This window comes from Spirochaetia bacterium 38H-sp, from assembly GCA_039023545.1.
In the GTDB taxonomy this organism is placed as follows: domain Bacteria; phylum Spirochaetota; class Spirochaetia; order Winmispirales; family Winmispiraceae; genus Rarispira; species Rarispira pelagica.
The window spans coordinates 39,176-58,284 of sequence record JBCHKQ010000005.1 but is presented as its reverse complement, the minus strand read 5'-3'; the positions used below and the strand labels follow the sequence as shown (position 1 = coordinate 58,284).

At 39.6% G+C, this 19,109-nt stretch carries 15 protein-coding genes and 5 tRNA genes; 6 read left to right on the top strand and 14 right to left on the bottom strand.

Going from position 1 to position 19,109, the window contains the following annotated elements:
• Positions 1-65 precede the first annotated feature (65 nt).
• Together WKV44_09430 and WKV44_09425 are read right to left on the bottom strand one after the other, a co-directional pair.
• The gene (locus WKV44_09430; protein ID MEM5948758.1) at positions 66-1,037 is read right to left on the bottom strand and encodes a DHH family phosphoesterase; all 972 of its coding nucleotides are present in this window, start codon (positions 1,035-1,037) and stop codon (positions 66-68) included.
• A gap of 65 nt (positions 1,038-1,102) precedes the next feature.
• The gene (locus tag WKV44_09425; GenBank protein ID MEM5948757.1) at positions 1,103-1,504 is read right to left on the bottom strand and encodes a hypothetical protein; all 402 of its coding nucleotides are present in this window, start codon (positions 1,502-1,504) and stop codon (positions 1,103-1,105) included.
• Between the two features lie 113 nt (positions 1,505-1,617).
• Here WKV44_09425 and WKV44_09420 point away from each other — a divergent pair, with 113 nt between their 5' ends.
• The gene (locus WKV44_09420) at positions 1,618-2,307 is read left to right on the top strand and encodes an SDR family NAD(P)-dependent oxidoreductase (protein ID MEM5948756.1); all 690 of its coding nucleotides are present in this window, start codon (positions 1,618-1,620) and stop codon (positions 2,305-2,307) included.
• Here WKV44_09420 and lon read toward each other — a convergent pair whose 3' ends face one another.
• The 10 genes from lon to WKV44_09370 form a co-directional block, all read right to left on the bottom strand.
• Complete coding sequence (gene lon, locus WKV44_09415) at positions 2,308-4,674, bottom strand: endopeptidase La (protein ID MEM5948755.1); 2,367 nt, start codon at positions 4,672-4,674, stop codon at positions 2,308-2,310.
• Complete coding sequence (gene clpX / locus WKV44_09410) at positions 4,671-5,909, bottom strand: ATP-dependent protease ATP-binding subunit ClpX (GenBank protein MEM5948754.1); 1,239 nt, start codon at positions 5,907-5,909, stop codon at positions 4,671-4,673. Before clpX ends, lon begins: the two co-directional genes overlap by 4 nt.
• Position 5,910: 1 nt before the next feature.
• Positions 5,911-6,507, bottom strand: a complete 597-nt coding sequence (gene clpP, locus WKV44_09405) for an ATP-dependent Clp endopeptidase proteolytic subunit ClpP (GenBank protein MEM5948753.1) — start codon at positions 6,505-6,507, stop codon at positions 5,911-5,913.
• Positions 6,508-6,538: 31 nt separating this feature from the next.
• Positions 6,539-7,897, bottom strand: coding sequence for a trigger factor (gene tig / locus WKV44_09400; protein ID MEM5948752.1), 1,359 nt, complete (start codon positions 7,895-7,897; stop codon positions 6,539-6,541).
• A 129-nt stretch (positions 7,898-8,026) separates the two neighbouring features.
• Positions 8,027-8,098: transfer RNA gene (locus WKV44_09395), tRNA-Gly, on the bottom strand.
• Positions 8,099-8,118: 20 nt separating this feature from the next.
• A tRNA-Leu gene (locus WKV44_09390) sits at positions 8,119-8,200 on the bottom strand.
• A gap of 58 nt (positions 8,201-8,258) precedes the next feature.
• Positions 8,259-8,331, bottom strand: a tRNA-Lys gene (locus WKV44_09385).
• Positions 8,332-8,342: 11 nt separating this feature from the next.
• A tRNA-Arg gene (locus WKV44_09380) sits at positions 8,343-8,416 on the bottom strand.
• A 6-nt stretch (positions 8,417-8,422) separates the two neighbouring features.
• A tRNA-His gene (locus WKV44_09375) sits at positions 8,423-8,495 on the bottom strand.
• Between the two features lie 92 nt (positions 8,496-8,587).
• A complete protein-coding gene (locus tag WKV44_09370) occupies positions 8,588-10,813 on the bottom strand; it encodes an AAA family ATPase (GenBank protein ID MEM5948751.1) in 2,226 nt (741 codons plus the stop codon).
• Between the two features lie 418 nt (positions 10,814-11,231).
• On the opposite strand from WKV44_09370, the gene WKV44_09365 reads away from it, so the two are divergent.
• The 4 genes from WKV44_09365 (at position 11,232) to WKV44_09350 (ending at position 15,919) form a co-directional block, all read left to right on the top strand.
• On the top strand, positions 11,232-12,893 hold the full coding sequence (locus tag WKV44_09365) for a Na/Pi cotransporter family protein (protein ID MEM5948750.1): 1,662 nt from the start codon (positions 11,232-11,234) through the stop codon (positions 12,891-12,893).
• 163 nt (positions 12,894-13,056) lie between these two features.
• Positions 13,057-14,049 (top strand): ornithine carbamoyltransferase, encoded by a 993-nt coding sequence (argF, locus tag WKV44_09360; GenBank protein ID MEM5948749.1) that lies wholly within the window; start codon positions 13,057-13,059, stop codon positions 14,047-14,049.
• A gap of 9 nt (positions 14,050-14,058) precedes the next feature.
• Positions 14,059-15,159, top strand: a complete 1,101-nt coding sequence (gene alr / locus WKV44_09355; protein ID MEM5948748.1) for an alanine racemase — start codon at positions 14,059-14,061, stop codon at positions 15,157-15,159.
• A gap of 28 nt (positions 15,160-15,187) precedes the next feature.
• Positions 15,188-15,919 carry a lysoplasmalogenase family protein gene (locus WKV44_09350; GenBank protein ID MEM5948747.1) on the top strand — a complete coding sequence of 244 codons (732 nt, stop codon included), beginning with the start codon at positions 15,188-15,190 and terminating at the stop codon, positions 15,917-15,919.
• Positions 15,920-15,931: 12 nt separating this feature from the next.
• On the opposite strand, the gene WKV44_09345 is transcribed toward WKV44_09350, so the two are convergent.
• Complete coding sequence (locus WKV44_09345; GenBank protein MEM5948746.1) at positions 15,932-17,413, bottom strand: DUF1565 domain-containing protein; 1,482 nt, start codon at positions 17,411-17,413, stop codon at positions 15,932-15,934.
• Between the two features lie 214 nt (positions 17,414-17,627).
• On the bottom strand, positions 17,628-18,908 hold the full coding sequence (locus WKV44_09340; GenBank protein ID MEM5948745.1) for a hypothetical protein: 1,281 nt from the start codon (positions 18,906-18,908) through the stop codon (positions 17,628-17,630).
• Positions 18,909-18,951: 43 nt separating this feature from the next.
• Between WKV44_09340 and WKV44_09335 the strand changes: the two genes are divergently transcribed.
• The gene (locus WKV44_09335) at positions 18,952-19,089 is read left to right on the top strand and encodes a hypothetical protein (GenBank protein ID MEM5948744.1); all 138 of its coding nucleotides are present in this window, start codon (positions 18,952-18,954) and stop codon (positions 19,087-19,089) included.
• Positions 19,090-19,109: the final 20 nt, after the last annotated feature.

Below are 19,109 nucleotides of genomic sequence, written 5' to 3'. Positions count from 1 at the left end.
TACTTGAGGACATATATGCAATTTTTATGCCAGAAAAATGTCTATTATTTATACTTTTTTTACAATTATTTACAATTTTGTTCGAATAGAGATTTTATTGTTTTTTTTATACTCTCCAATTTTGCTTTTGTTTCAAAACCTGCAGCATGTTTGTGACCGCCTCCTCCGAATGATTTTGCTATACTCGCTACATCCAGATATTTTTTTGACCTCATGCTAACCTTACAACCGCCATTGGGTTCTTCTCGTATAGCAGCTATTGCTTCACATTGATCTGTATCCAATACAATATTGTATAGAAGGTCTGTCTGCCTGTCTCCATCGGGATATTCATTTCTTATGGTCATTGTTTCTGAGAATATTACAAACTTTCCGTCACACAATATTTCCATATTGGATAGCATTATCCCAAGCCATTTTCTTGATTTTAATGTTTGACCTTTCTGCGTGGCAAGATAGAGATTCCTTGGGCTTATTCCGGCATCTACCAATCTGGCTGCAGACTTAAAGACATGGGCACTGCCTTCTTCCAAAAATCTGAAAAATCCGGTATCTGTTGCCAGTCCATAAAATACAAAGAAAGCTTCCTCTTGTGAAATGCTACCTGTTTTTGTTTCTATTATGCTTTGTACCATATAAGTAGTAGAAGGTGCGGAAGGCTCTTCCCATTTTAAAGTGCCAAAGTCTTCTCCTGCTATGTGATGGTCTATTACCAAAGTAGGGTATCTGTCAGTAAGGTAAGCAAATTCTCCAAGTCTATCCTGTGTGGATGTGTCCAAAACTATTATTACAGGGTTTTGCAGTCTATTGAGTTCTGTTTCTGTTATATTCTTAGTAAAAAATTTTTCGTAGCTTTTTACTTCTGTGGTTTTAAAGGCTCCTTTTGATAAAGGAATCGCAGTTTTCCCTATCCTATTTAAAAACCTGGTTATGGCAAGCTGGGAACCCACACAGTCACCATCCGGATCCTTATGTCCCAATATTAAAAAAACAGAATTATTATCTATCCATTCAAGCACATTGTTGGGTGCCTGCATAATATCTCCTGATTTGAGAGTCTGCTATTTTTATCTCAATTATATGTTAATTGCAAGCTGTTCTGTTAAAATTCCATTTCCAGAGTATCAATTTCAAATTTATCCGCTTCTTGGTCTGTTTTTGATGTAAATCCCCATGCCGGATTTCTGGGATCATCGGGTATGTAGAGAATAACTCTGTAAAATTGACCTTCTTTCCAGTATATGGACATGTATGGATAGAGTGGATCATTTCCTGGTACGATTATGGCCTTTTTTTCTTTTACCCACTTGAGCGGTATATATGCTGTCCCTATATCTAGGTTTTGCTTTACATATAATACCTTGTACCCTTGGTCATATGTATAGACTTTGGACACATATACTGTTTTTACATACAGAGAAGAAAGTTCGAAAGCAAATAGAATTGATGTTGCAGAAACCAATATCAGAAGAACCAGCAGCTTTTTTTTTGAAAAGATATTCATAAGAAGCCTCCTTGCAGCTCTGTGTCTATAGTTATATTATAAGTTAGAATCATGCATTATCAAGGAATTTTTTAACTTGTTTTTGTTTATTGCAATGTTTTAAGGAGAAAACTATGAATATTCTTATCACTGGAGCCAGAAGGGGCTTGGGGCTATCTCTTGTATCTTATTTTTTAAAAAAAGGATATAATGTATACAATATAATTAGAAGTGATTCCTATTCTTTGGATAACTTAAAGAAAGAGTATTCTGATTCTCTTTTCTTGTATTATGGAGACGTGACAAAGGAAGAAGCGCTTACTGATATTGTTTTTTCTCTTAAAAAAGATACTGATTCTTTGGATATTCTTATTAACAATGCTGCTGTACATTTTGAACAAAATGCTCCGGATATAGATGAGCTCGATTTTTCTATATATGCACCTACTTTTGAGGTAAACAGTATAGCTCCTTTAAAAGTAATAAAAAATTTCCTTCCGTTTTTAAGACGAGGTAAGAAAAAATGGATAGCAAATATTTCGTCAGAGGCAGGTTCCATTGCTAATTGTTGGAGAGAAGCGGAGTTCTCATATTGCATGTCAAAAGCGGCTCTTAATATGGCTACTGCCATATTAAGAAACAGATTGTCCAAAGAAGGTTTTACAGTGTGTGCTATTCATCCTGGATGGTTTAGCTCTGATATGGGTGGTTCTGAGGCTCCCATAAGTCCTTATGATGCCGCAGAAAAAGTAGGTAATATAATACTATCGCTTGATACCAGACCAGCATATGTTGATCTTGAAGGAAATGAAATGAGTTGGTAGTTACCAGTTAAACACATCCTTACCAAATAAGAGTTTTAATGCTTCCATGAGATTGTTAACCGGATAGAAGGTCAATGTCTTTTGTACTTCCTGAGGGATTTTATCCGTATCCTTTAGATTATCTTCCGGAAGGATTATGTTGTTTATATCATGTCTTTGTGCTGCCAGAACTTTTTCTTTTATTCCTCCCACGGGTAAGACGCGGCCAGTTAGAGTTATTTCTCCGGTTATTGCAAAATCAGCTTTTACGGGAGTATTGGTAAGAGAGGACAGTATGGCCGCTGTTATTGTTATACCTGCAGATGGTCCGTCCTTGGGAATAGCTCCTTCTGGTACATGCAGATGGATATCTTTTCCTGCAAAATCTCTTATTCCAAGGTTAAATTTTCTTGCATTGTTTTGTAAGAAGGAGAGAGCAGTTCTAGCGCTTTCTTTCATTATATCTCCAAGACTGCCTGTTAGTATTAGTCTTCCTGCTCCCTGAAATGTTACTGCTTCTACTGGCAGCAGCCTTCCTCCCACTTCTGTCCATGCAAGGCCGTTGGCTAGTCCTATTCTGTTTTGTTTATCTGTTTTCTTTTTTATGTACTTTGCAGGTCCCAGATGCTTTTCTATTGTTTTCTCTGTAATTACTCTAGAAAAATTTCTTTCTTCTTTGTTTTTTTTATGCTGTTCTTTTTTTACTGCTTCTCTGGCCAATTGTCTCATTACTCTTGCAATTTGCCGTTCTAGTTCTCTTACTCCTGATTCCATAGTGTATTGATGGATAATATTTTGCAATGCTTCTCTCTTAAAACGTATCTTTGCCCATTCTAAGCCGTTTTCTTTTTTTTGTTTTGGTATCAGATACTTTTCTGCTATGTGTATTTTTTCTATATCCGAATATCCTGGTACTTCTATGATTTCCATTCTGTCACGCAATGCATGGGGTATGGAATAAAGCGAGTTGGCTGTTGCTATAAACATAACGGAAGAAAGGTCATACGGAAGTCCTATGTAATGGTCAAAAAAGGCATGGTTTTGTTCTGGATCCAGTACTTCTAAAAGAGCTGCTGATGGATCTCCTCTAAAATCGTTACTCATTTTATCTATCTCGTCAAGCAAAAATACCGGATTTATTGTTCCTGCGCTTTTCATTCCCTGTATTATCTTTCCGGGAAGAGCTCCTACATATGTTCTTCTGTGGCCTCTTATTTCTGCCTCATCTCTTACTCCTCCAAGAGAAATTCTTACAAATTTTCTGGATAGAGCATGTGCAAGAGATTTACCCAGAGATGTCTTGCCTGTTCCCGGTGGGCCGACAAAACATAATATAGGTCCTTTTAACTTATCTGATAATTGTTTAACAGCTATAAAATCTAATATTCTTTCTTTGGGCTCTTTAAGATTATAGTGATCTGCATCGAGAATCGCTTTTGCTTTATCTATATCTCTGTTATCTTCTGTTTTTTCCTGCCAGGGTATATCTAGAAGCCAGTCTATATATGTTCTTGCGACACCTGCTTCCGGAGATAGTGGCTGAAGTTTTTTTAATCTTGATAACTCTTTATATGCCTTTTCTTTTGCCTCTTGAGAAAGTCCTTTTTCCTCTATTCTTTTCTCTATTTCACTTATTTCGTCTTCTGTAGATATATCTTGCCCCAGTTCTTTTCTTATTTCTTTTATATGCTCGTTAAGTATATATTCTTTTTGCGATCTTTCCATTTTTTCTTTTACTTTTTTTTGTATCTTATTTCTTATGGAAAGGCTTTGGATTTCTGTTTCTATTGCTTCTTCCAGTGCTGGCAGATATTGAGCCGGTTTTTCTAGGTTAAATATTAATATTTGTCTTTCTACGGGGATGGGTATACTAAACATGGCAAAGTTTAGCATAGTGAGAGGATCTTCTATCCTTGCGAGCAGTTCTTCTAGTCTTGTTTCTTTTTGTTTTGCTTCTTTTGCAAAATCCTTTATCAGGGTTTTTATTGTTCTTATATGTAGTGCTGTGTTCTCGTCTATATCTTTTTCTTCTACTATTTCTTTTATTTCTATATTAAAAAATGGTGATTTTTCCAGTATTTTTTTTATTTCTGCTCTTTTTTTGCCTTCTATAAGTAGATGATGCTCTTTTCCCTCATGTCCCTGTATTCTAAGTATTCTTGCAATAGTGCCGATTGGTGCTTCTTCTTCTGTTTTTCTTATGCCGGGATATCGTATAAAAATGCTTCCTGAGTTTTCCATGGCTTTTTTTACAGCTGCTATGTCTTCCTGTTTTGTCACCCGTATGTGGATGGGATGATTGAGAAGAGATATTCTTTCTATAATGAGTATGGATGGGAGAACAATGGGAATTGTTCTCCCTGCATTCTTTATGTCAAAAAGCTTCATGCTGATTTTTTTATGATTTTTATTTCTGGTTTTTTTTGTTTTTGGATATGTTCTTTTGTGATTAATACTTGCTTTTTACCTTTTATGGAAGGAATGTCATACATAACGTCCAGCATTATGTTTTCAAATATGGATCTTATCCCTCTTGCACCTGTTTTTCTTTCTATTGATAATTTGGCTATTTCTTCTATTGCATCATCTTCTACTATAAGTTCCACATCGTCCAATCTTAATGTTGCCTGATACTGTTTTAATATGGAGTTTTTGGGTTCTTTTATTATTCTTACTAGGTTTTCTACAGAGAGCTCATGTAGTCCAACATGGATTGGAAATCTTCCTACAAACTCGGGAATCATGCCGAATTTTATAAGATCATCTGGCTGCAATTGCTTATACAGGAAGGACAGCTCTCTATCGGAAGAACCTTTTACATCTGCACCAAAGCCTAAAACCTGCTTTTTTATCCTTGATTCTATTATTTTATCAAGTCCTACAAAAGCGCCGCCTGCTATAAAGAGAATATTCTTTGTGTTTATCCTTATCATTTCCTGATTGGGGTGTTTTCTGCCACCCTGAGGAGGGACGGATGCGATTGTACCTTCTATTATTTTTAATAGTGCCTGTTGTACACCTTCTCCCGATACATCTCTTGTTATGGATACGTTTTCTGACTTTTTTGATATCTTATCTATCTCATCTATATAGACTATGCCTCTTTCTGCAGCCGAAATATTATTACCTGCAGCCTGTATAAGCTTGAGAAGTATGTTTTCTACATCTTCTCCCACGTATCCTGCTTCTGTAAGAGTTGTTGCATCTGCTATGGCAAATGGTACGTTGAGCTTTTTTGCCAATGTTCTTGCAAGAAGAGTTTTTCCGCTTCCTGTTGGTCCCATAAGCAGTATGTTGGATTTTTCCAGCTCTACCTCATCTTCCAGAATGTTAAAGCTGTTTATTCTTTTATAGTGGTTGTATACTGCAACAGAGAGAATCTTCTTTGCATCTTCCTGACCTATTACGTATTGATCGAGATGGGCGTGTAATTCCTGCGGGGTAGGGATATCTTCTGTCATTTCCCAGTTGATTGTGTCCTGTTCTTCATCTATTATTCTTTTGCATACATTGACGCACTCGTCACATATATACACTCCGGGTCCTGCTATCAGTTTTTTTGCATATTGTACGCTTTTTCCGCAAAAAGAACATGCTCTATCGTTTTTTGCATTTCTTGCCATTTCAACCTCTTATAAGTATATCGTCAATTATACCGTATTTCTTTGCTTCTTCTGGGCTCATAAAATAGTCACGTTCAAGGTCATTGGCAATATCTTTTTCTTTTTTACCTGTATGTTTTGCCATATATGATATAATCAGCTTTTTTAATCTGACTATTTCCCTTGCCTGTATTGCAATATCTGCAGCCTGCCCTTGTACTCCTCCCCAAGGCTGGTGGATAAGTATCCTTGAGGAGGGAAGTGCCAGCCTTTTACCAGGGGCTCCTGCCGTAAGCAGCAGAGCGCCCATGGAAGCTGCTTGCCCCAGACATATTGTCTGAACATCGGGTTTTACATACTGCATTGTATCGTATATTGCAAGTCCGGCTGTTACTGAGCCTCCTGGTGTGTTTATATATACGCTTATATCTTTTTCTGGATCTTGGGATTCCAGAAAAAGAAGCTGAGCCACTACCAGGTCTGCCGTAATATCGTTGATTTCGCCGTCTATAAATATAATCCTATCTTTAAGCAGTCTTGAGTAAATATCATAGGATCTTTCCCCCATGCCTGTCTGTTCTATGACTATGGGGACAAGATTGCTCATTTTTGTTGTCATTGCTTTTCCTTTACCTTTTTGTTTATATAATTTACTCATTTGCTTTGGTTAAGTCCACATAAGATATTTTTTTGCCTTTCTTTACTTTTATTTCTTCCAATATCTGATCAAAGAGCTTTTTTTCCTTGAGGTCATAGCTAAGCTGTTCGTTGGTTAATCCCATTTGGGCATAATATTGCTTTACCTGCTCCACATCCACACCTGCACCTTCTGCTATTTCTTTATAATAGTTTTCCATCTCTTCGTCGCTGACTTCTATTTTTTTGTCTTGGATGAGCTGGTTGATTATCAGTCTTTTTTTGAGAGCTTCTGTTGCAGAAGGTTCCCACTCTTTATATATGTCCTCCCTTGTTTTTCCTTCTTTTTCCAATGCCTTGTCCAGATTTTCTTCTGTTGTCTGGTACTGGTGGGCGAGCTGGTGGTAAGAATTATCCAGTTCTGCTTTTATCATACTTTTGGGTATTGGGATTTCTGTCTTTTCAGAAAGTTTAGCAAGAAATTGATCTATTTTTTTCTGTCTTATTATGGAGTCTGCTTCTTTTATAAGTCTGTTTTCTATGTCTTTTTTGAGGTCATCGAGTGTTTCGTACTTTTCGTTTACATCCTGTGCAAAGTCATCATCTAGGTTTGGTATATTCTGTGTTTTTATGGCCTTTATTTCCACTTCTATTTTTTTTGTAGTGCCTGCAAATTCTTTTACCTGATAATCCTCTGGAAAAGTTTTTTCTATTGTTTTTTTCTCACCCTTCTTGAGACCTATAAGTTCGTCATCAAACTCATACAGGTTATACTTGGTGCCTACCGTAAAAACATAGTCTTCTCTTTTTGAACCTTCTATAGGGGAGTTGTTTTCATCCAATTCTTGATAATTTACAGTTATAATATCGCCTTCTTCTACTCTGCTGCCTTCTTCTTTCTCTACGACTATTGCGTTTTGCTTCTGCAGTTTTTCCAACTCAGCGTTTATTTCTTCTTCTGTTATGCTTACCTTGGGTTCTTCCACTTCTATGTCCGTGTAGTCTGGTACAGAGAACTCTGGATAAATGTCGTATTCTACTTCAAAGGTTATGTCCTTGGTAAAGTCTTCTGGAAAATCTGATATTAGAGTGGGAATAGAATAAGCAAGTGGTTTTTCTTCTATTTCTTTAAAGGCCTCATCAAGAGCATCCTTTATGAGATTTTCTCCTGCTTCATATCTGATTCCTCTACCAAACTTTTTTTCCAGGATTGCTGCAGGAACTTTTCCTTTTCTGAATCCAGGTATCTGAGCTTCTTTTGCATACTGAGCCAAGACGCTGTCATATGCCTTTTTTGCATCTTCCTTATCTATTGTTATTGAAAGTTTTACGGAAGAATTCTCGTTTTTTTTGATATCCTTGCTTTTAATCACAGTATTCCATCCTTTGCAAAGAGTTTTTTATGTATTTTTCTTACTATAACAAAAAAATAAACAAGAGAAAAGAACCGTTATAGTGTTATGAAAATAAAAAAAAAGTGTACCGGCAAACCGGTACACTAGAGCGGGAGACGGGACTTGAACCCGCGACATCCACCTTGGCAAGGTGGAGCTCTACCGCTGAGCTACTCCCGCGTTTTTTTCTGGTAGACTTCTGCGAGAGAAGGGACTCGAACCCTTACACCTTGCGGCACTAGATCCTAAGTCTAGCGTGTCTACCAATTCCACCACTCTCGCATCACATCGATGCGGATAGTAGCGTAAAAATTATTCCCTGTCAATAGGCAGGGCTAGGTGAGCCGTGAAGGGATCGAACCTTCGACCCGCAGATTAAGAGTCTGCTGCTCTGCCAGCTGAGCTAACGGCCCACATTTTACCACGCGCCTGGTAGGATTCGAACCTACGACCCACGGATTCGAAGTCCGGCACTCTATCCAGCTGAGCTACAGGCGCATGCCGGGTGGATGACGGGACTTGAACCCGCGACCCCCAGAGCCACAATCTGGTGTTCTACCAGCTGAACTACATCCACCGCTTTTGCGTGATGTAGATTGCAAAAAAACCGGCTCTTTGTCAAGTCCTACAGGCTGTCGTTATACTACAAAATCCTTGTTTGATTGTCAATTAAAATTGTTGTTTTTGTTTTTTCATTTCTGCAGATATTATGCAGATTTCTCTTTTCCATTGGATTTCTCTTTCTGCTAGGCTTGTTATTGCTTGTTCTCTTATTGTTTCTGTCTTTTCTACTCCCAGCTTTTGTCTCATAAAGCTGCTATAGGGGCTGTTTGTATCTCCTAGCCATTTTTCTATTTCTTGTTTTTTTATTATGCGTTTTACTCCGTATCTTATTCTTTCTGCTTTTTTTATCGCATATCCTGCTTGTATTAGCATTTCTTGTAGTGTCTCGGGCTGCCAGTTGAGTCTGGGGTCATTGTTGGAGGAATAGAACTCTTCTTCTGCCTGTTTTAATTCTTCTCTTAGTATCTCGTTGCCGCGGAAGTTTATAATTTCGTTGAGCCTTTGTCCTTCTCTATATATTGTTTCTGTTATTACGATTTTACCGTTGTTTTCTGTGAGTGTGGCGAGCTGCTTTATGATTGTCTCTTTGTTGCTTTTTGTTCCCAACAGATTTCTTACTAGTATGCGTTCGAATTGTGTGTAGCCGATTTTGTCATAGATATTGTTGTCCTCAAGTTTTTCTGGTTGATAGATGAAGGTTATGGGGGCAAGAAGGCTGTCAAATTGTTCTGCTATTGCTTTTATCTTTTCTTCTTCTTTGCTGTTTAAAAGACCTGCTGTGACCTGTCCTTCTGCTGCCTGTCTTACTGCCTGCCAGAGTATAAGGCCGGGGGGTGTCTCCAGCACCAGGACTCTGTTATGTCGTGTTATCTTTGCATGTTCTGTTATCTTTGCCAGAAGTTTTTCTGTATTTCTTTCTGCTGCTTCTTCTGTTCTGTTTTGCCATCCTGTTATGCTGTTCGGTGTAAAGCTGAGTATTTCTTCTGTGTCTTCTGTTTCTATGTCCATTAGAATTGTTCTTCTTTTTTCCACTTCCTCTGCAAGCCGGGCTTCGTATCCTGTTTTTGCCGGTCTGTAGAAGATTCTGTTTTTGAGTCCTGCCGGCAGATAGTTCTGTGCTACCCAGTGGTCTCTATATGCATGGGGATAGATGTATCCCTGCCCGTGGCCAAATCCTTTGGAGTCTCTTGATGAGTCTTTGAGATGTGTGGGGACTTCATGGCTTTTTTCTTCTCTTACGGCTCTTAGTGCATCAAAATAACCCATAACGGAGTTGCTCTTGGGGCAGGTGGCAAGATAGAGTACTGCCTGTGCAAGGTGATACTGTCCTTCTGGCATGCCCACTCTGTCAAATGCTTGTGCACAGGAGTTTACTACTTGTATTGCCTGGGGGTCAGCAAGCCCAACGTCTTCGCTTGCAAGGATTAGCATGCGTCTAAAGATGAATCTGGGGTCTTCTCCGGCGTCAATCATCCTTGCGAGCCAGTAAAAGGCTGCATCAGGGTCAGAACCTCTTAATGACTTGATAAATGCGCTTATTATGTCATAGTGAAAATCTCCTTCTTTGTCGTACAGTACTGCTTTTCTCTGGATGCTTTCTTCTGCTACTTCTTTGCTTATGTATATTGGCTCGTTGCCTTCTGGAGGAAAATTGTCCGGTGTTGTTTCTACTGCAAGCTCCAGTGCGGATAGGAGTGTTCTCGCGTCTCCGTTTGCTATGTTTATAAGGTGGGTGAGTGCGTCTTGGTCTATTTTTATGTTGTATTTGCCGTATCCTCTCACAGGGTCTGCTAGTGCGTTGAGCGCTATTTGTCTGAGGTGTTCTTCTGTAAGTGGCAGTAGCTGAAATATTCTGCTTCTTGATATTAATGCAGAGTTTACTTCAAAGTAAGGGTTTTCTGTTGTTGCTCCTATGAGTATGACTGTGCCGTTTTCTACCCATGGCAGCAATGCGTCCTGCTGGGCTTTGTTCCATCTGTGGACTTCGTCCACAAAGAGGATTGTTCTTCTCCCTCTGTATGCAAGTTCTTCCTGTGCTTTGGCTATTGCTTCTCTTACTTCTTTTACTCCGCTTAGTACTGCATTGAGTGATAAGAATGCGCTTTTTGTTGTGTTTGCTATTACGCGTGCCAGTGTTGTCTTCCCACAGCCGGGTGGTCCATAAAATATAAGCGATGATAGTCTGTCCGCCTGTATTGCTCTTCTAAGTAGTCTGCCCGGTCCCAAGATGTGTTCTTGTCCTACAAACTCGTCTATTGTTCTAGGTCTCATTCTTGCTGCAAGTGGTTCTGCTTTTTCTCTGCTTGCTGCGGAAAACAGGTTGTTGTCCATGGATATATCTTATCATTGGATGTGAGTTTTATTAAGGGTGGGGCGTTGTTTTATGTGTCTTTACTTGACTGCTCCTCATATAAGGGTCAGTGTATTGATGAAATGTCAGTTTTTTATATGCTAAGTGTCTTTTTTTGCTTTTCTCTATTTGGATCAGGAGATAATGGTGTGTCTCTATTTCTTTTGTTTACTTTTTTTACATTATCAGCTTTTGCCGAAGGCAGTCAGAAGCGCGCTTTTCCTTTTTGTTTTGCTTGTTATGGCGCGCTTTCTGACGTTCGGTATAATAATTTTTTATGATATGCAGAGTTTGTGGTAATCTTAGTCGGATTTGTCATTATTGCAGGCGATTATTTGTTTACTTTTTGTTTTTTTATGTGTATAAAAAAGAAAACCTTTCCCTTCCCGGAGGCTTTTTGTGAAGACGTTTCTTATGATTGTCAATCTTATTGGTGGGCTTTCTGTGTTCTTCTATGGTATGAGGCTTATGAGCCAGGGGCTCAGAAAGCGTGCCGGTGGCAGACTTAGACGGATTTTGCGGTCTTTTAGTGATAAACCGATAAAGGGTGTCCTTTCTGGTACACTTGTTACCAGCGTGATTCAGAGTTCTTCTGCTACTACTGTACTTGTGGTAAGTCTTGTCAATGCTGGTTTGCTTGCGATGGAGGAGGCTATAGGAGTTGTTTTTGGAGCCAATATTGGTACTACTTTTACGGCATGGATTGTGTCTTTTTTTGGATTTAAGTTTTCTTTGGGGCATCTTGTTCTGCCTGTTTTTGCAGTGTCTCTTCCCATGTTCTTTAGCAAAAGAGAGTCCGTAAGAGAGGCTGCAGAGGCACTTTTTGGTTTCTCTATGATTTTTCTTGGCCTGTCAATTATTAAAGAACAGGTACCTGATGTACAGGTTACAGAGCAGACAAAGTGGTTTTTTGAGTTTTTCCGCGATGACAGCTTTTTTTCTATTTTTGCCTTTGTCCTTATGGGCAGTCTTGCAACTATGATTTTGCAGTCGTCTTCTACAACTGTTGCTATTACTCTTACTTTGCTTTTTAAAGGCTGGATAACCTTTCCTCTTGCTGCTGCTGCTGTTCTTGGTGAGAACATAGGTACTACTATAACGGCGTTTCTTGCCTCAATACCCATGAACCGTCAGGCCAAGAGAATAGCTTATGCACATATGCTGTTTAACATAACCGGTGTTATCTGGATGCTTTTTGTATTCCGTCCTTTCATCGCATTTGTTGATTATGTGATTCCCGGTGCTGTAACGGACCACAATGCAGTAACATACCATCTTTCTGCTTTTCACACATTCTTTAACATTACAAACACATTTCTCTTTATATGGTTTGTAAAACCATATGCCAAGCTCCTATTTAAAATACTACCAGAAGAAAAGGCAGAAGATGCCCTTGTTATGGTTGCCTCTCCTCTTCCTGAGAGCCTTGAGTCCAACCTTATAATGATAGGTAAAGCCATAACCCAGATGGCAAGGCGCATATACGAGATGGCCAAGCTCTTGCACACGTCTCTTACTGGCAACATGGAAACACTGAACGAGCTCAAGGAACGCGCCTCTGAGCTTGAGATGCGCTTTGATGAGATGGAAGAAGCCATACATATAACCCTGACCAAGTGTGCAACCTCATCCATGAACCAGGAACAGGCAAACAGACTTATGGCTTATCAGGTAATGAGCCGTGCTTTTGAGAGCATGAGCGACAGCCTGTTTCGTATAGCTAGATTGCTCAGACAGAAGGAGAAGAAGAACGCTTTATTCCACGAGGAGGCAATATCCGAGCTTAGTGAATACACAGAGCTTGTTATAGAGTTTCTGCGTTATAACGTTGAGTTTCTTGAGAACGAGACTCCTGGTTATGACTTTGACTATGCATACGGACTTGAGCAGAAAATAGACAAGATGCGTGACAAACTCAGGAAGAAATCCAGAAAAACCCTTACAGAAGAAGCAGATGTGCGAGGCGAGCTTTACTTTATGGACATTGTACGCCATCTTGAGCACCTTGGAGATTACTCAATGGACATCTCCAACGCGATAAAAGATATAATAGAAAAATAATACCTCATAAGTTTATACCGAACGGGACGGATGCGTAGGCATCCGTCCCTTTTTTATAATCCGTTTTTTGTCTTCTGGAATTCTATGACAAGAAATAAGATAATACTTGCATTGAGAAAAAAACTGGGTTACTGTATCCACATAAAAACCTTAGGAGGGTGCTATGGCCGTAAACATACGAGGGAAAAGCCTGCTTACACTGCTTGATTATAGCAGGGAGCAGATAGAATATATCATAGAGCTTGCTGCATTTCTCAAGGCAGAAAGACGAGCCGGAATACGGCAGAGAAGACTTACTGGAAAAAGCATAGTACTTATCTTTGAGAAAACATCTACAAGGACAAGATGCGCCTTTGAACTTGCTGCCGCAGAAGAAGGAGCACAGGTTACCTTTCTTACCAACAGTCAGCTGGGAAAAAAGGAATCTCTGGAAGATACGGCAAAAGTCTTGGGCCGATTCTATGATGGGATTGGTTTTAGAGGCTATGAGCAGAAGACAGTAGAAGAGCTTGCCACATACTCCGGCATACCTGTCTGGAATGGCCTTACTGACATGTATCATCCCACGCAGGTACTAGCTGATGTGCTTACGATCAAGGAAAAAACCTGCAAAAACCTGTCTGATGTCAAGCTGGTATACTCGGGCGATGCAAGAAACAATGTTGCCAACTCACTTATGATAATATCCGCAATACTGGGAATGCACTATACGGCACTCTGCCCCCCGGAGCTTGCACCTGAGCCGGAACTTGTAAAAAAAGCAGAAGAGCTTGCAAAAAAAAGCGGAGGGAGCATTATAACAGGAAGCGATTTGTCTCTGGTAGAAGGAGCAGATGCCATATACACGGACGTGTGGGTATCCATGGGAGAGGAAGATAAGATATCAGAGCGTATAAAGCTGCTAGAACCCTATAGAGTGGACATGGATCTTATAAATAAGACAGGCAATCCCAATGTACTTTTCCTGCACTGTTTGCCGGCTTTTCATGATACCAATACGGAGATGGGAAAACTGGTAGAAAAAGAATACGGCATAAAAGAAATGGAAGTATCCGACGAGGTCTTCAGAAGCAGACATTCTGTTGTTTTTGAGGAGGCGGAGAATAGGCTGCACACCATAAAGGCCGTTATACTTGCAAGTTTGGGAGCCGTGTAGGGGACAACATTGGCCAATACCTATGCATATATACACCTCAAAAATCTCAGTCATAACCTTGCACGCATAAATGCGATTGCACAGGGTAGAAAAATATTGCCTGCAGTAAAAGCAAATGCCTATGGACACGGAGCTGTGGAGATTGCAAAGCATCTGGAAAAGCAGGGGATAAGTAGTCTTGCCGTTGCAACCCTGGAAGAGGCTATGGAACTTAGAGAATCGGGACTCAAAAGCGATATAGTTATTCTTGGGCTTATGTGTCCTTCCGATGCTGCTGTTGCAGTAAAGAACGACTTTTGTCTTTTTTGCTCCGATATCGGCTATATAAAGATGCTGGAAAACAGTGCAAAAAAAATAGGGCAGCCTGCGCGTATCAATTTGGAGATAGATACGGGCATGGGACGTACCGGATGTATGCCGGAAGAGGCATTTTCTATTGCAGAATATATAGACAAGTCCCCTTATCTTATGATGTATGGGATTTCCACACATTTTCCTGTATCAGAGCTTGCAGACGATGATTTTACAGCTTCGCAGATAGCCTCTTTTTACAAAACTGTGGAGCTCATAAAAAAAAGGGGCATTGATACAGGATACCTGCATCTTGCCAACTCAGGCGCTATAATCAACTATCCAGACAGTCTAGCTGATATGATAAGACCAGGAATAAGCCTCTACGGTTATGTTCCTGATACTTCTCTTTCCAATAAAGTATCTCTCAAGCCTGTCATGGAGCTTTTATCTAAGGTGATATTTATAAAGCGGGTAAAAAAAGGCAGCACTATATCGTACGGCAGAAGGTGGCAGGCGCCGTGTGATACTCTCATCGCTACTGTTGGAGCAGGATATGCGGATGGATACTGCAGGTTGCTGTCAGGCAAGGCAAAGGTAAGGATAAAAGACAGGTTGTACCCCGTTGTAGGCACAATATGTATGGATCAGTTTATGATAGACCTAGGTCCTGCAAGCGATGTAAAACTGTATGACGATGTTGTGCTCTTTGGCCCGTCTGGTCCTGATGCTCAGGACCTGGCAGAGCTTATAGGTACAATCCCCTATGAGATTACCTGTGCCGTATCATCAAGGGTAAAGAGAGTATATATAAACTGACTATTATCTAATTATTAAGGAGGTTTTTATGAACAGACCAGAAATAAAAAGAGCTTATGACAAAGATGCCAGTGCATCTTACATCGTAATACCCGGCGGGAAATTGGCTTATAAGGTATCTTCTATTGTTATGCTTGTACTGGGAATTGTCTCCGGTATTGTCTATATATTTTTAGAAGACTCTATGCCTCCATATCTTTCTCTTATCACCAAGCTTATCCCCAACTTTTTGATAGCAGCATGGCTTATGCTGCATGGGCTTAGTAATGAGAAGTGGATTGTTTTTACCGGTGTTGTTTTTGCTCTTTTATGCGATATGTGGATGCAGATTGACAGACCGCCTTTTACTCTTATTATGGGCATAGCCTCCAACTTACTTGCTTTTGTCATGTATACTGTTTTTTTCTACAGACAAGATAAAGAGCCTGCTTACAAATGGGTACTGCCTTCTGCCATAGTTTTTATGGGTCTCTATCTTGTTCTTTATCCTTACCTTGATGGTATAATAAAACTTGCTGTTTTTATATATTCTGTTTCTTATATCTTGTTTTTGTGGCGTGCATCCGCATTGCTCGCACACAGTAAAAAAAATGCTTATGTTGCTTTTCTTGGTGCTGTTATGATAGCAGTTAGCGATGGTATTCTTAGCTTTAGACTTTTTTATGATATAGGCCATTCTACTATATATAAGGCAGCCATAATGCTTTTATGGTGGGGAGGAATAATAGCTGTTTCCCGTTATGCGCGAGAAACAGCCTAAGATTCTTTATAATTACATATAGGAGCTCTGGTATGCTCCTATAGCCCATGTCGGAAGCCTGCTTATATTCTCCGCATCCAGATACAGGAGAGCTCTTATGCTGTCCGGTACTGACATCGAATCTATAACAGAAGAAAGATTGGCACCGCCTGTAAATATTCTTATATCTATGTTTTCTTTTGCCTTTAATATCGCGTTAAAAGTGGGATTTACTGACGGTAGTGAGCTACCATTGTGTATGTTGCTGGTGCCGGTATAATCTGCAGGATCTGCTGCTGCGGCGCCCGTATAATATATGTAGTTGTTTTGTGTTTTTCCTGTTATGTCAAGAGAAGCCCCTGTCATGGATGCACCTGAGGCTATGATAATGTTGTTTGCAATATATATGTCTCCGCTTTCTGCAGCTATAGCTGTTGCAGCATCTATGCTGTTTCCAAGCACATAGTACTTACCCAGTGAGTTGTCTGCAAGTTCTATTGCCTTGTTGCTTTGTATTGCATTATTGGCTATGACATAGGTGCTTGCATACTGGGTTAGTTCGTTTATAGAAAAGACTATGCCCTTAGAATATGTGTTATATTTGTCCATCGTTATAAGATTATTTACTATATGAGTATTAACAGCTCCTGTTATGCCAATAGCTGTTGCATTAGCGGATGCATTATTGTTGTTGATTGTGTTGTTTAATATATATATAGGTTTATTGGTATACGAAAAGATATCCGATATTATCACATTGACATCACCGGATGTAGCTCCACTTGTGTTTTCTATAGTAAAGCCTTCTATTAGACATCCTCCTGTGATGTATATTATTCCCGTCCCGTAAGTGGATGCCGCAGAACTTATAGTTGTCTTATAGTTTATATCTTCTCTGTCTGCTGGGGAGTAGAACTTTCTCAAAGAAAAATCATAGTTATAGCCACCCTTGAGCCTTATGCCGTCTCTGAGCTGTAGAGACTCATTGTATGTTCCTGCAGCTACTCTTATCTCAACCGGTCCTTGTGTATAGGCAATTGCATCGCTTATTGTAGAAAACGGATATTGTTTGCTTCCGTCAGGCATCTGTGCATTGGATAATGATGATACGTATACAGTCGGTACCCAGCCAGGTGCGGTCTGCAGCTTTATTCTTATCCTTGCGGTTGCTCCTGGATACAGATCTGCTCTTGCTGTACCTATAAATGCAAGGCTTTGTTCTGTGTCGTATATCTCAAGATAAAACTCCCGATCCGCTCCCGCAGGTATTGTTATAGCAATTGTCCCCGATAAAAACTTCTTCTCTATCTTTGGCATATTGGGGCCGCGTACGGTAAGTCTTACTCCACCTATCTCTATGGGAGCTCCGGTCTCAATCTGAGGCAGAGCAGACCCTCTGGATGGCATGATATCTCCTATATCTATGCTGACCTCTGCTGTATCTTCATAGGTAAGAGTGCAGGATAATGTAAGAATAATGAAAATAATACATAAAAGAACTGATATTTTTTTCATGACAACCTCTTTAATTCAGCTGAAAAACTTGTTGCAATAAAATATGCTACACTTTTTATGAAGTACAATAAAATTTCTAAGCAATTTTTTGCTGTTAGAGGCAAAAAAAACTAGTGCTTATATAATCAATATATCACTCCTTTCTGCTTATTTCAATGAAAACATGATTGCTAATAAAAAAAGCCGCCTCTAAAAGGCGGCTTTTTTGTCTTATCTATTGCTGTTGATAGGCACCTATTGCCCACACAGGTCCTCTGGAAACCCCTAGAATATCTTTGTAAAGAAGCTCTCTTATATCCTCAGGTATGTTCATAGTCCCAGATAGTGTGTCGGGCTTAGTAGCTCCGTTGGTGTATATCCTTGTATCCGAGGTAGCTTTCTTGTATATATCATATGCTGGGTCCTGTGATGTTGTGGAGGATAATTGACTTATATTATTTTTTGTAGAATCATAGCCAAAATTATCTGTTACAGGACAAAATGCATAGTTGTTGTAGACTTCTGTCGGACTGCCAGCGCCTATTATAGTTGCGGAAGATGCTTTTATCAGATTGTTGATGACAACGGCACTGGAAACATTTGCCATATTTATGCCTGTATCGGCATCTATTGTGTTACCTATTATGTATCTCACAAGATTATTAGTGTCATTTAGTTGTATGCCGGCTGTACCTATTAATACGTTGTTTGCTATAGTAAGGTCTCCTGACGCTTTTGAAGATTGATCATCGTATATTGCAACATTATATGTTTGTGAGGTATCTATATCCACGTAGTTTCCTATTATATAATAAGAAACGCTGGAAAACATGTGTATGCCTCTAGTATAATCCTGAGCGTTTGTTTGTTTTACTGTATTGTAAAATATCCTTGTGTTTTCACTTGTAATAGGCAGTTCTATACCACTGGTTTGAGTTGTGGTAGGACTTATTTCTATATAAAGGCCTTCTACCGTGCAGTTTTGAGAACCGGAAGTTATGGATACCACTCCTTCGCTTATCATGGTAATGGTATATTTTACCAAGGTCTTATAGGCTGGTTTTTCCCTGTCCTGCGGGCTTATAAATCTTCTTGTTGAAAAATCCTCACTGTATCCGCCCATAAGGCGTATATTGCTGGCAAGAAAAACCTTCTCGTTATATGTGCCTGCTGCTACCTTTATGTTTATGGGTTCTGTGTTTAAAGTATTACTAGTAATATATGTAACAGCGTCTGCTATTGTGTTAAAAGGTGCGTTGTAACTTCCGTTTCCTCCGATGGCAGCATTGTCATTGACATATACGGACGGAGCCCAGTAAGGGGCTTTTTGCATGACAATGTGCACTGTTACCGGCTCTCCCGGGTATGTGTCCAGAGTGGATTCTCCCCTGTATATGATGCTGCCGTCTATATCCAGAGCCTCCGCGATAAAGTGTCTCTCTGGCCCTGCTGTAATTGTTATTGCATAAGGTTCTGTCAAATTGGAAAAAGAAAACACTTTTTCCTGTCTTGTCATCCCGACTCCTTCTATAATAATCCTCAGCCTCTGAGGTAGATATATGGGGTTTGCTGCTCTGTTTGGGAGCTCCAATGACATCTGTACTGATTCAACTTCTGTAATGAGCGTACAGGAAGAAATAAAAAGGCTTACAACAACAGACAATGCAAAGAATATTTTTTTATTGTTTTTTTCATAACATTACCTCTAGTAATCTAT